Annotated in this window: 10 protein-coding genes and 1 pseudogene; 6 read left to right on the top strand and 5 right to left on the bottom strand. The window is 70.2% G+C overall.

The window, feature by feature from the left end:
- The 3 genes and pseudogenes from ACFWY9_RS13750 to fdhD form a co-directional block, all read left to right on the top strand.
- Positions 1–215 (top strand): annotated as a pseudogene (locus tag ACFWY9_RS13750) (dihydroxy-acid dehydratase); the annotation flags it as partial.
- Positions 216–322: 107 nt separating this feature from the next.
- Positions 323–1,675 (top strand): OFA family MFS transporter, encoded by a 1,353-nt coding sequence (locus tag ACFWY9_RS13745; protein WP_378338990.1) that lies wholly within the window; start codon positions 323–325, stop codon positions 1,673–1,675.
- Positions 1,676–1,697: 22 nt separating this feature from the next.
- The gene (fdhD, locus tag ACFWY9_RS13740) at positions 1,698–2,555 is read left to right on the top strand and encodes a formate dehydrogenase accessory sulfurtransferase FdhD (RefSeq protein WP_378338989.1); all 858 of its coding nucleotides are present in this window, start codon (positions 1,698–1,700) and stop codon (positions 2,553–2,555) included.
- Positions 2,556–2,611: 56 nt separating this feature from the next.
- Here the strand turns inward: fdhD and ACFWY9_RS13735 are convergent, their stop codons facing one another.
- The 5 genes from ACFWY9_RS13735 to sucC form a co-directional block, all read right to left on the bottom strand.
- On the bottom strand, positions 2,612–3,427 hold the full coding sequence (locus ACFWY9_RS13735; RefSeq protein ID WP_378338988.1) for an Asp23/Gls24 family envelope stress response protein: 816 nt from the start codon (positions 3,425–3,427) through the stop codon (positions 2,612–2,614).
- Positions 3,428–3,681: 254 nt separating this feature from the next.
- Positions 3,682–4,542, bottom strand: a complete 861-nt coding sequence (locus tag ACFWY9_RS13730; protein ID WP_378325374.1) for a LysR family transcriptional regulator — start codon at positions 4,540–4,542, stop codon at positions 3,682–3,684.
- Between the two features lie 94 nt (positions 4,543–4,636).
- Complete coding sequence (locus tag ACFWY9_RS13725; protein ID WP_378338987.1) at positions 4,637–5,131, bottom strand: beta-class carbonic anhydrase; 495 nt, start codon at positions 5,129–5,131, stop codon at positions 4,637–4,639.
- A gap of 4 nt (positions 5,132–5,135) precedes the next feature.
- Positions 5,136–6,020 carry a succinate--CoA ligase subunit alpha gene (gene sucD, locus ACFWY9_RS13720; RefSeq protein WP_378338986.1) on the bottom strand — a complete coding sequence of 295 codons (885 nt, stop codon included), beginning with the start codon at positions 6,018–6,020 and terminating at the stop codon, positions 5,136–5,138.
- Between the two features lie 3 nt (positions 6,021–6,023).
- Positions 6,024–7,211 carry an ADP-forming succinate--CoA ligase subunit beta gene (gene sucC / locus ACFWY9_RS13715; protein WP_378338985.1) on the bottom strand — a complete coding sequence of 396 codons (1,188 nt, stop codon included), beginning with the start codon at positions 7,209–7,211 and terminating at the stop codon, positions 6,024–6,026.
- Positions 7,212–7,494: 283 nt separating this feature from the next.
- On the opposite strand from sucC, the gene ACFWY9_RS13710 reads away from it, so the two are divergent.
- Genes ACFWY9_RS13710 through ACFWY9_RS13700 form a run of 3 tightly spaced genes read left to right on the top strand, consistent with a single transcriptional unit; the run spans position 7,495 to position 12,649 of the window.
- Positions 7,495–9,240, top strand: a complete 1,746-nt coding sequence (locus ACFWY9_RS13710) for a thiamine pyrophosphate-binding protein (protein ID WP_378338984.1) — start codon at positions 7,495–7,497, stop codon at positions 9,238–9,240.
- 27 nt (positions 9,241–9,267) lie between these two features.
- Positions 9,268–10,497, top strand: coding sequence for a formyl-CoA transferase (gene frc, locus ACFWY9_RS13705; RefSeq protein WP_378325381.1), 1,230 nt, complete (start codon positions 9,268–9,270; stop codon positions 10,495–10,497).
- A 13-nt stretch (positions 10,498–10,510) separates the two neighbouring features.
- Positions 10,511–12,649, top strand: coding sequence for an acetate--CoA ligase family protein (locus ACFWY9_RS13700; RefSeq protein WP_378338983.1), 2,139 nt, complete (start codon positions 10,511–10,513; stop codon positions 12,647–12,649).
- The last annotated feature ends 71 nt before the right edge of the window (positions 12,650–12,720 follow it).

The following is a 12,720-nucleotide window of genomic DNA, read 5'->3' as shown; positions in this document are numbered from 1 at the left end:
GGACCTCACTCGACGCCGCGGCGCCGAGTCTGGATCCCCACGTCGGCGACGAGGAACTCGCGCGGCGGCGGGCGTACGGGCACCCGCCACCGCCCGCCGCCACCCGCGGCTGGGTCCGGCTCTATCTCGACCACGTGCTGCAGGCCGACGAGGGCGCGGACCTGGACTTCCTGGCAGGGAGCAGCGGGGACGCCGTCGGCCGTCACTCGCACTGAGCGGCCACGACGACTGTGGACAGGGCGCGGGCTGGGTGCTATAAACGGACTACTTCATACTGCATACAACATTCAATGCAGGACTTCCAGGTAGGGAAGTGATGGCCATGTCCGAGCCCCAGACCCGGCCGCCGGTGCGCGAACTCCTCGACGTCTACGGGCGGCGGTACCGGATCGGCGAGAGCGACCGCGCCCTGCTCGGCCGGTCGCGGACCTGGATGGGCTGGCTGGCCACCGCCGCGATGTTCGCCGCCGGGGTCCAGCAATACGGTTTCGGCGCCATCGCCCCGGTGCTGACGCGGGGCCACGGCTGGACGTTCACCGAGGTGGTCCTGGCGTTCGGGCTGTGGGCGGTGTGCCAGTCGAGCGTGGCGTTCCCGGTGGCGTGGCTACGCGACCGGCGGCTGCTGAGCCCGGCCGCGGCGGTCGTGCTCGGCGGTGTGCTGTGCACCGCCGGGCTCGTCACGCTCGGCCACGCGAGCAGTCTGCCCGCGGTGTTCCTCGGCTACTCCGTCGCGGGCGGGATCGGCACCGGCCTGGTCTACGCGACCTGCGTCGGCGCGGTGATGCGGTGGTTCCCCGATCGCACCGCCGCGCGGGCCGGCGTGGTCAGCGGTGCCTTCGCGTTCGGGAGCGTGCCGTTCCTGCTGATCGCCGGCTACGTGCTTTCGGTGGACAACCGCGCGATGCTGCTCGACGTGACCGCGGCGCTGGTGCTGGCGGTGATCATCGGATCCGGCCTGCTGCTGCGCTACCCGCCGGAACACTGGTGGCCGGAGCGTCCGGACCCGCGGGAGTGGGCGCTGGACAAGGCACACAACCGGAGTGTCGCGGCGAACCGCCCGGCGCTCCGGCATTTCCGGCCGGGTGAGGTACTTCGCTGCCGGAAGGCGCTTCCGTTGTATCTCACCGTCGCGCTCGCGGGGGCCGTCCTGTTGTTCGACATCGGCTACCTCGCGACGTTCGTCGCCGCACGGGGCGGCGGCCCGGTGCTCGCCGCGTTCGCCCTCGCCGTCCTCGCACTGGTCACCGGTGGCGGCAGGGTGCTGCTGGGCTGGCTCTCGGACCGGCTGGGCAGGCGGCGGATCCTCCGGCTCGCGCTCGCGACGGGCGGCGTGGCGCAGTTCGTGTTGTTCTACTCCGGGGAACACCGTGACGCGGTGGGACTTCTGGTGGGTGTCGCGCTCGCCGGGCTCGGCAACGGGTGCTGCTACACGCTGCTGGTCAGCCTGGTCCGGGAGTACTTCGGGGAGGAATCGGCCTTGCAGAACTTCGGGGTGCTGTACGCCGCGAAGGCCGTCGGCGCGGTGCTCGGGATCGGGCTCGCCGCGTTCGTGGTGACCGCACACGGCTACTTCGGCGCGTTCGCCGCGGCGGGGATCCTGAGCCTGGCCGGCGCCGTGCTCACCGGACGCGTCGCACAGCCCGGACGCCCGAAGTCGTTGCTGCCCACCGCGTAACGAGAAATCCGGAGGTGCCCGGATGGGCCGGACGACGAGCCGACGACGCGTGTTCCGGGTGGTGGAGGGCGCGCCGACAGTACGTCCGGACACCCTGACCGTCGAGGAGCCCCTGGAGATCAGGGTCGGCGGGAAGCCGCTCTCGGTCACCATGCGTACCCCGGGCAGCGACTTCGACCTGGCCGTCGGGTTCCTGGTCAGCGAGGGTGTGGTCCGGAATCCGGCGGACGTGTCCGGCATCCGGTACTGCGCGGGGGCCACTGTGGACAGTGGGAACACCTACAACGTCCTGGACGTCGCACTCGCGGACGGCGTGCCCCCGCCCGACCCTTCGGTGGAGCGCGCGTTCTACACGACCTCGTCCTGTGGGCTGTGCGGCAAGGCCGGCCTCGACGCGGTCCGGACCACGGCGACCTGGCCGATCGACGCCGACCCGCTCGCGCTCGACCCGGCGACGCTGGCCGGGTTCCCGGACGAACTCCGCGCGGCGCAACGGGTTTTCGACCGCACCGGCGGCCTGCACGCGGCCGGGCTGTTCGACGAGTCCGGAGAACTGCTCTGCCTGCGGGAGGACGTGGGGCGGCACAACGCCGTGGACAAGGTGATCGGCTGGGCGACTCGTGCGGGGAAGCTGCCGCTGTCAGGGATGTCGCTCATGGTGAGCGGACGCGCGTCGTTCGAGCTCGTCCAGAAGGCCGTGATGGCCGGAATTCCCTTGCTGGCGGCGGTTTCCGCGCCCTCGTCACTCGCCGTGGACCTCGCCGCCGAGCTGGGCCTGACGCTGGTCGGATTCCTGCGCGGCGCGTCGATGAACGTCTACACCCGCGCCGATCGCCTCGGCCTGCGCGACCCCGCCGCACTGGCGGCCGCGTGCGACTGAGAACCTCGGTCCGGGGCGCGCGTCCGCACCCCGGACCGAAGGTCCCGGCGATTCGGTCAGGAAGCGTCCGGCAGGTGGATACCGGCGACGTGGACGTCCACCACCGCGACATCCAGGCCGAGGAACTCTTCGACGGCTTCGATCACGCTGACCCGGATCCGCTCGGCCAGCCCCTTGACCGCGTGCCCGAACTCGACCACCAAGCTGACCTTGATCGTGGCGACATCGCCGTCGAGCCCGGCCGAGACGCCCTCGGTGCCGAGGTCGTGCACGCCCTCGGTCCTGCGGGTCAGCATGGTGACGAGCTGCGCGACGACCTCGTCGCCGACGGTCGTGCTGCCGCGAACGCCCGCGGCGGGCCGAGCCTCGGCGGTGTCCGGCTCCACGTCCGTTTCGTCAGTCTCGCTGGTCTCCTCTTCGACCTCGGAAGCCACAGCTACCGGCGCGTCGTCGGATTCGGCTTCCTCCGTGATCGCCTCGTCCTCGTCCTCGGTCGCTTCGTCGGAGTCCTCGTCGGTGGTCTCCTCCTCGACGGCCTCGTCGTCCTCGGGCTCGGCGTCGTCGGTGTCGTCTTCGTCGTCGCCGTCTTCAGCGTCGTCGTCCTCGGGCTCGGTTTCGTCGGGTTCGGCGACGACGTCCTCGGCCGGAGCGGCCTCGGCCGCCTCGTCCTCGTCGGTGGTCGAGGCGGCGACCTCCTCGGTCTCGGCGGCGCTGTCCGCCGGTGCTACCGGCTCGGCCTCGATCGCTGGGGTGTCAACGGTTTCGGGAGTGCCGGCGGGGGTGGCGGGCTGGTCGAGGGAGGAAGTGACACCGTACTCACCGGGTGTCTCGTTCTTGGAGCGGCCGAAGATGCTGTTGATGACGTCGGACATGGGGTCCCCTTTTCGGGAGCGACGACTTCGGGAGGAGGCGAGCAGCCGGCGCCATGATAGGGCCATGTCCATGATCCGGATCGCGTGCCCCGGACTTTGAAATCTTCTTGTGTCCCAACGAATACTTCGGTCGAGACCACGGCTTCGGGCGGTTGGCCGCACCTCGGCCGTCGCCGAGCCTTCCCGAGATGTTCGCCAAGGATTCACCGTGCGCCTCGGTCCTCAAGATCGAACCGCCGCACGGTGAGACGCTGTCAGCCGAGCTGCCGGAGGACGGCGGCGACGACGGGTGAGACGTCGCCGCCGGAGCGGGCGACCAACACCCGCCAGCTCGGCGCTTGCTCCGCGAAACGCCGCACCACGAGATCGGGGAACCACGCGGCGATCGACTCGGGAAGGACGCACCCGCCGAGGCCGTGCCGGACCAGTTCGGCGGCGGCGGCGATGTCGTCGACCTCGACGGTCACCGTGCGGTCCAGCAGCGCGGCGCGGAAGGCGTGATCGACCGCCTCGCGGATCGCCCAGCCCGCCGGAAAGTCCACAAGGGACAGGTCGGCCGCATCGGCGAGGCTCACCGGGCCGGGCTTCGGCGGGCTCGCCGACGGCGGCGCCACCAGCACCATGTCCTCGTGGGCGAGCAGCCGGGTGACCAGGCCGTACCGCTGCCGCTTGTCCAGTACCGCGAGCGCGAGGTCCACAGTGGACTCCCGAACGGCCTGGCAGAGCTGTCCGGCCGGTGCCTGCCGGACGCGGACGTCGATGCCGGGGTGTTCGCGGCGCAGACCGGCGAGGGCGTGGTGAAGCCGGGAACCGAGGCCCGGCATCGCGCCGATGGTGACTTCGCCCCGCAGCCGCCATCGGCTGAGATCGACGGTCGCCCGTGCCTCGTCGGCGGCCCGCAGCGCCGCGCGAGCCGCGGGGAGGAAGGCTTCTCCGGCGGGCGTGAGCGCGACCCGGTGGGTGGTGCGCTCGAACAGTGGCGTCCCGAGGTCCCGTTCGAGCGCCCGGACCGTGGTGGACACGGTGGACTGAACGGTGCGCAGCCGGCGCGCCGCGGCGGTGAAGCCGCCTTCCTCGGCGACGGCGACGACGATCTCCAGCTGACGCAGATCCATGGGTCCTCCTGGGCGCGGTCGCGTGGTCATCGGGAGAACCCGGGAGGTCCGGGCGGCTCGGCGACCGTCCACGATCCCGCGCCGAGAACCCGGTTCATCGCTCCACCTCCCGCATGAGGCCGGACCGCTCGTCGTAGACGAAGCCGCGTATCGCGTCGGTGTGCGGGAGGAACGGGCACACCCGCAAGCGGGCCATGCACTGGCGGACGTCCTGCACCGGATCGGCGAACGTCTCGGCCGCCCACGCGGGCCGGATCCCGGTGCTCACCTCGATCCGGCGGGCGAAGTCCGTGTCGGTGAACATCCGCATCCCGCAGTCTTCGTGGTGTACCAGGACGATCTCCCGGGTGCCGAGCAGCCGCTGGCTGACGGTGAGCGAGCGGATCGCGTCCTCGGTGACGGCGCCGCCGGCGTTGCGGATGACGTGGGCGTCGCCCTCGCGGAGTCCGAGCAGCCGGTACACGCTGATCCGTGCGTCCATGCAGGCGACGACCGCCACCCGGCGGCGAGGGCGTTTGGTGAGCCGCTCGCCGTCGAGGAGCTGCCAGTAGGTGCGCGCGTGGGAGACCAGCGCGTCGGTCTGGTCCACGGCGCTACCCGGCGAGGATTTCCCGTGCCAGGGCGGCGGTTTCGCTGGGGGTGCGGCCCACACGGATACCCGCCGCTTCGAGCGCCGCCTTCTTCGCCGCGGCCGTCCCGGACGAGCCGGAGACGATCGCGCCCGCGTGGCCCATGGTCTTCCCTTCGGGCGCGGTGAATCCGGCGACGTAGCCGACGACGGGTTTGGTGACGTGCTCGGCGACGTACCCGGCGGCGCGTTCCTCCGCGTCACCGCCGATTTCGCCGATGAGCACGATCAGTTCGGTTTCGGGGTCCTGCTCGAACGCTTCCAGCGCGTCGATGTGCGTGGTGCCGATGACCGGGTCGCCGCCGATACCGACGCAGGTCGAGAACCCGATGTCGGACAGCTCGTGCATGAGCTGGTAGGTGAGCGTGCCCGATTTGGAGACCAGCCCGATCCGGCCGGGGCCGGTGATGTCGGCGGGGATGATGCCGGCGTTCGACTTGCCGGGGGAGATCACGCCGGGACAGTTCGGCCCGATGATCCGCGTCTTGGCGTTCTTTGCGGCGGCATGGGCCCAGAAGGCCGCGGCGTCGTGGACCGGGACGCCCTCGGTGATGACGACGGCGAGCGGGATCCCGGCGTCGACCGCTTCGATCACCGCGTCCTTGACGAACGGCGGCGGCACGAACAACACCGCGACGTCGGCACCCGCCTTCTCGACCGATTCGCCGATCGAGCCGAACACGGGGAGCGAAAGGTCGCCGATCTCGGCGCGCTGTCCCGCCTTGCGCGGGTTGACCCCGCCGACGACCGTGCTGCCCGCGGCGAGCATCCGGCCGGTGTGCTTGGTGCCTTCGGCGCCGGTCATCCCGGACACCACGATCCGGCTGGTCTTGTCGAGGAAGATCGCCATGCCTCACACCTCCGCGTTCGCCGCGGCGGGGACGGCCGCGAGTTTCGCCGCTTCGCGCGCGGCGTCGTCCATGGTGTCGACCACGGTGATCAGGGGATGCGCGGCGGCGGCGAGGATCCGCCTGCCCTCGGCGACGTTGTTGCCGTCCAGCCGGACGACGAGTGGCTTGGCCGCCTCGGCACCCAGGATTTCCAGCGCCCGCACGATCCCGGACGCCACCGCGTCGCAGGCGGTGATGCCGCCGAAGACATTGACGAACACGCTGCGCACGTCCGGGTCCCCGAGGATCACGCCGAGCCCGGCGGCCATCACTTCGGCCGACGCGCCGCCGCCGATGTCGAGGAAGTCGGCGGGCCCGATGGCTCCCGCGTCGGCGGCCGCCGAAGCGACGACGTCCAAAGTGGACATGACGAGCCCGGCGCCGTTGCCGATGACGCCGATGTCGCCGTCCAGCTTGACGTAGTTGAGCCCCTTTTCCCGCGCCTGCCGTTCGAGCGGATCGCCCGCGGCGGGATCGGCCAGCTCCGCGTGGCCGGGATGCCGGAAGGTGGCGTTGTCGTCGAGCGTGATCTTGCCGTCCAGCGCGACGATCCTCCCGTCGCGGGTGCGGGCCAGCGGGTTCACCTCGACCAGCGTGGCGTCTTCGGTGGCGAAGACGGTCCACAGGCGGACGAGCACGTCCGCGACCTGTGCGGCGATCTCGGCGGGAAAACGCGCCGCGGCGACGATCCCGGCGGCCTCGGCGTGGCCGACGCCGGTGCGCGGATCGATCGGGATCCTCGCCAGCGCCTCGGGTTTCGTGGCGGCGACCTCTTCGATCTCCATCCCGCCCTCGACCGAGGCCATCGCGAGAAACGTGCGTTCGGCGCGGTCGAGGAGGAACGAGACGTAGTACTCCTCGGCGATCTCGCTCGCCTCGGTGACGAGGACCTTGTGGACGGTGTGGCCCTTGATGTCCATGCCGAGGATGTCGTCGGCGAGCTGCTCCGCGTCGTCGGCCGTAGTGGCCGGTTTCACGCCGCCCGCTTTGCCGCGCCCGCCGGTCTTGACCTGAGCCTTGACCACGACCGGCCCGCCGATCGCCACGGCGGCGCGCCGGGCCTGGTCGGGGCTGACGGCGACCTCGCCGCGGGGGACCGGCACGGCATGCCGGGCGAAGAGCTCGCGCGCCTGATGTTCGAAGAGATCCATGGGGGAAGTCCTTCCTGCGGGGCCGTCCGGCACCCGCGGCGGCCGTGTTCCGGGCACGGCGGACCGGCTCGTCGCGCTCCGGGCCTCGGGGCTTAACCCCGGTGAATCACCGCTGGACAGCGAGCCGTTCGGAGAGTCAGTATATGGCTACCTCATACGGTATGCAATCTACAGTCTGCCGTGAAGGTGGCCTTGACCTCGGAGGACTCGCCCGGGGCGGGCAGGGAGACCGACAGCGAGCGCACGGATCAGAGAGGTCCGGCGTGAGACAAGAGGAGCGGACATGGCGCCAGCAACGACCGGAACGACGGCGGGCGAAGAGGTGGCGCGGGCAGCGCGGAGCGCCAATGGCGCCGAGCCTGCCCCGGAGACGATCTCCGGCGGGCACCTGGTGGCGAAGGCGCTCAAGGCGGAGGGCGTGGACACGATCTTCACCCTGTGCGGCGGGCACATCATCGACATCTACGACGGCTGTGTCGACGAGGGCATCGAGGTCATCGACGTCCGGCACGAGCAGGTCGCGGCACACGCGGCGGACGGGTACGCGCGGATCACCGGCCGCCCGGGGTGCGCGGTCGTGACGGCGGGCCCCGGCACGACCGACGCGGTGACCGGTGTCGCCAACGCGTTGCGGGCGGAAAGCCCGATGCTGCTGATCGGCGGCCAGGGCGCGCTGACGCAGCACAAGATGGGGTCCCTGCAGGACCTGCCGCACGTGGACATGATGACGCCGATCACCAAGTTCGCCGCCACCGTGCCGCACACCGCCCGCGCGGCCGACCTGGTCTCGATGGCGTTCCGCGAGTGCTTCCACGGCGCGCCCGGACCGTCCTTTTTGGAGATTCCCCGGGACGTGCTGGACGCGTCGGTGCCGCTGGAGCAGGCTCGGATCCCTTCGGCGGGCCGGTATCGCGCTTCCACGCGCAACGCCGGTGACCCCGCCGACGTCGAGAAGCTCGCGGACCTGCTGGTGAACGCGAAGAAGCCGGCGATCCTGCTGGGCAGCCAGGTCTGGACGACCCGGGCCACCGACCAGGCGACCGAACTGGTGCGCACCCTCAACATCCCGGCGTACATGAACGGCGCCGGCCGCGGGACGCTGCCGCCGGGCGACCCGCACCACTTCCAGCTCTCCCGCCGCTACGCCTTCACCAACGCGGACGTGATCGTCATCGTCGGGACCCCGTTCGACTTCCGGATGGGCTATGGCAAGCGGCTTTCCCCCGACGCGACGGTGGTGCAGATCGACCTGGACTACCGGACCGTCGGCAAGAACCGCGACATCGACCTGGGCATCGTCGGTGACGCCGGGCAGGTGCTGGCCGCCGTCGCCGAGGCCGCTTCGCGCCGGGACAACGGCGCGGTATCGCGCAAGGCGTGGCTCGAAGAACTGAGGGCCGTGGAGGACAAGGCATACCAGAAGCGCCTGCCGCTGCAGCACTCCGACGCCAACCCGATCCACCCGTACCGGCTGGTGCACGAGATCAACGAGTTCCTCACCGAGGACTCGATCTACATCGGCGACGGCGGCGACATCGTCACCTTCTCCGGACAGGTCGTGCAGCCGAAGTCGCCGGGCCACTGGATGGACCCCGGTCCACTGGGGACACTCGGCGTCGGCATCCCGTTCGTGCTGGCGGCCAAGCACGCCCGGCCGGACAAGGAGGTCGTGGCGCTCTTCGGCGACGGCGCGTTCAGCCTCACCGGCTGGGACTTCGAGACGCTGGTGCGGTTCGACCTGCCGTTCGTCGGCATCGTCGGCAACAACTCGTCGATGAACCAGATCCGCTACGGCCAGGCCGCGAAGTACGGCCTGCCCCGCGAGCGCGTCGGCAACACGCTCGGCGACGTCCGCTACGACGAGTTCGCGCGGATGCTCGGCGGTTACGGCGAAGAAGTCCGTGACCCCCAGGACATCGCTCCGGCGCTGCGACGCGCGCGGGAGTCCGGGAAGCCGTCGCTGATCAACGTCTGGGTCGACCCCGACGTGTACGCGCCCGGAACCATGAACCAGACGATGTACAAGTGACCCGGCTCGCGAGTGGAGGAAAATCCCATGGGAAAAGCACTTGAGGGCATTCGTGTCCTGGACATGACGCACGTGCAGTCGGGTCCGTCGGCCACGCAGATGCTGGCCTGGCTCGGCGCGGACGTCGTCAAGCTGGAAACCCCCGGCCGCGGCGACATCACCCGCGGCCAGCTGCGTGACCTGCCCGGAGTGGACAGTCTCTACTTCACGATGCTCAACGGCAACAAGCGCAGCATCACGCTCAACATGAAGAGCGAGCAGGGCAAGAAGCTGTTCAGCGAGCTGGTGTCCCAAGTGGACGTCCTGGTGGAGAACTTCGGCCCCGGCGTCGTGGACCGGTTCGGCTTCTCGTGGGAGCGGCTGGAAGAGCTCAACCCGCGGCTGGTCTACGCCTCGATCAAGGGTTTCGGGCCCGGCCGGTACGCCGATTTCAAGGCCTACGAGGTGATCGCGCAGGCCATGGGCGGCGCGATGAGCACCACGGGGTTCGAGGAAGGCCCGCCGACCGCGACCGGCGCGCAGATCGGCGATTCCGGGACCGGGATGCACCTGGTGGCGGGCATTCTCGCCGCGCTGTACCAGCGCACCCACTCCGGGCGCGGGCAGCGCGTCCAGGTCGCCATGCAGGACGCCGTGCTGAACCTGTGCCGGGTCAAGCTGCGTGATCAGCAGCGGCTCGCGCACGGTCCGCTGAACGAGTACCCGAACGAGAACTTCGGCGACGAGGTGCCGCGCTCGGGCAACGCCTCGGGCGGCGGGCAGCCGGGCTGGGCGGTGCGCTGCGCGCCCGGCGGGCCGAACGACTACATCTACGTCATCATCCAGCCGGTCGGGTGGAAGCCGATCACCGAGCTGATCGGCAAACCGGAGCTGGCCGAGGACCCGGAATGGGCGACCCCGGAGGCACGGCTGTCCAAATTGGACAAGGCGTTCGCGTTGATCGAGGACTGGACCTCGCGGCACTCCAAGTGGGAAGTGATGGAGAAGCTCAACGCGCACAACGTCCCGTGTGGCCCGATCCTCTCCACCAAGGAACTGGCCGAGGACGAGACCCTGGCCGAACTGGGCACCGTCGTCGAGGTCCCGCATCCGGAACGCGGCAGTTACAAGACCGTCGGCTGCCCGCTGAAGCTGTCCGACTCGCCGGTCGAGATCGGCCGGTCCCCGTTGCTGGGCGAGCACAACGACCAGATCCTCGGCGAACTCGGCTACAGCCCCGAACAGCTCGAAGAACTCCGTACCGCAGGCGTGATCTAAAGGAGACTGGCAGATGGCAAGCGGTAAGGACCGCGCCGCGGTCGAGAAGATCCTCGAAGCCGTGGCGGCGGAAGGGCGCACGTCGTTGACGGCGCCCGAAGGCAGGCAGGTCTGCGAGGCCTACGGCATCCCGACCCCGCAGGAGCGTCTCGCGACGAGCGCCGACGAGGCCGTCGCCCAGGCACGGGAGATCGGCCTGCCGGTCGTGCTCAAGATCGTGTCACCGGACATCCTGCACAAGACGGACGCCGGCGGTGTGCTCGTCGGCCTCGACACCGCCGAGAAGGTGGCCGCGGGCTACGCGCGGATCATCGCGAACGCCAAGGCGTACCGGGCGGACGCGCACATCGTCGGCGTCCAGGTGCAGCAGATGCTCACCACCGGCCAGGAGGTGATCATCGGCTCGGTCACCGATCCGACGTTCGGCAAGGTCGTCGCGTTCGGCCTGGGCGGCGTGCTGGTGGAGGTGCTCAAGGATGTCACGTTCCGGCTGGCGCCGACCTCGACCGGGGAAGCGCTTTCGATGATCGACGGGATCGCGGCGGCCGAGGTGCTGCGGGGCGTGCGCGGTGCCGAGCCGGTCGACCGCGACGCGCTGGCCGGGGTGATCCACGCGCTCGGCGAGCTGGTCACCGACTTCCCGCAGCTGGCCGAGGTCGACCTGAACCCGGTGCTGGCGACCCCGGGCGGGGCCACCGCGGTGGACGTACGGATCCTGATCGACCCGGACGCGGCGAAGGAGCCGCCGCGGTTCTCGCAGGAGGAGATCCTCTCCGCGATGAACCGCATCATGAAGCCCACGTCGATCGCGGTGATCGGGGCTTCGGCCGAGACCGGGAAAATCGGCAACTCGGTGATGAAGAACCTGGTCAACGGCGGCTACGCGGGGGAGATCTTCCCGATCAACCCCAAGGCTTCGGAGATCCTGGATCGCAAGGCGTACGCGAGCATCGCCGACGTACCGTCCGATGTGGACGTCGCGGTGTTCGCCATCCCCGCCAGGTTCGTCCCCGCCGCGCTGGAAGAAGCGGGCGCGAAGGGGGTCGCAGGAGCGATCCTGATCCCGTCCGGATTCGGCGAAACCGGCAACATCGAGCTGCAGAACGAGGTCGTGGCGATCGCGCGCAAGCACGGTGTGCGGATCCTCGGCCCGAACATCTACGGCTACTACTACACGCCGGAGAACCTGTCCGCGACGTTCTGCACGCCGTACGACGTCAAGGGCGGTGTCGCGCTTTCCTCACAGAGCGGCGGAATCGGGATGGCGATCCTCGGGTTCAGCCGCTCGGCGAAGATGGGCGTGTCGTCGATCGTCGGCGTGGGCAACAAGGCCGACATCGACGAGGACGATCTGCTCACCTTCTTCGAGCACGACGAGAACACCGAGCTCATCGCGATGCACCTCGAAGACCTCAAGGACGGCCGGTCGTTCGCGGAGACGGCCAAGCGGGTCTCCGTGCGCAAGCCGGTCGTGGTGCTCAAGGCGGGCCGGACCTCGCAGGGCGCCAAGGCCGCCAGCTCGCACACCGGCGCGCTCGCCGGGAACGACAAGGTCTACGACGACCTCCTGCGCCAGAGTGGGGTGATCCGCGCCCCGGGCCTGAACGACATGCTGGAGTACGCGCGGGGCATCCCGCTGCTGCCGGCGCCGAAGGGCGAGAACGTCGTCATCATCACCGGAGCCGGCGGATCGGGCGTGCTGCTTTCGGACGCCTGCGTGGACAACGGGCTGAAGCTGATGGAGATCCCGTCCGATCTGGACGCGGCGTTCCGGAAGTTCATCCCGCCCTTCGGCGCGGCGGGGAACCCGGTGGACATCACCGGCGGGGAGCCGCCGTCGACGTACCGCAACACGATCGCGCTGGGGCTGGAGGACGAGCGGATCCACTCGCTGATCCTCGGCTACTGGCACACCATCGTCACGCCGCCGATGGTGTTCGCGAAGCTGGTGTCCGAAGTGGTCGCGGAGTACCGCGAGAGGGGCATCGAAAAGCCTGTCGTCGCTTCGCTTTCCGGCGACGTCGAGGTCGAAGAGGCCAGCGACTACCTGTACCAGCACGGGGTCGTGGCCTACCCGTACACCACCGAGAAGCCGGTGGCGGTGCTCGGCGCGAAGTACCGGTGGGCGCGTTCGGCCGGGTTGCTCGGCTGAGTCCTCCGGCCGTGGGGGGGGGCGCGGGCGGGGGCCGCCCCCCCCGCGCCCCCCCCCCCCCGGCCCGCCCG

It is taken from the genome of Amycolatopsis sp. NPDC059027 (genome assembly GCF_042739735.1).
Classification (GTDB): Bacteria; Actinomycetota; Actinomycetes; order Mycobacteriales; family Pseudonocardiaceae; genus Amycolatopsis.
The sequence above is the reverse complement of the archived record's forward strand: the minus strand, read 5'-3'. Positions and strand labels throughout refer to the sequence as shown.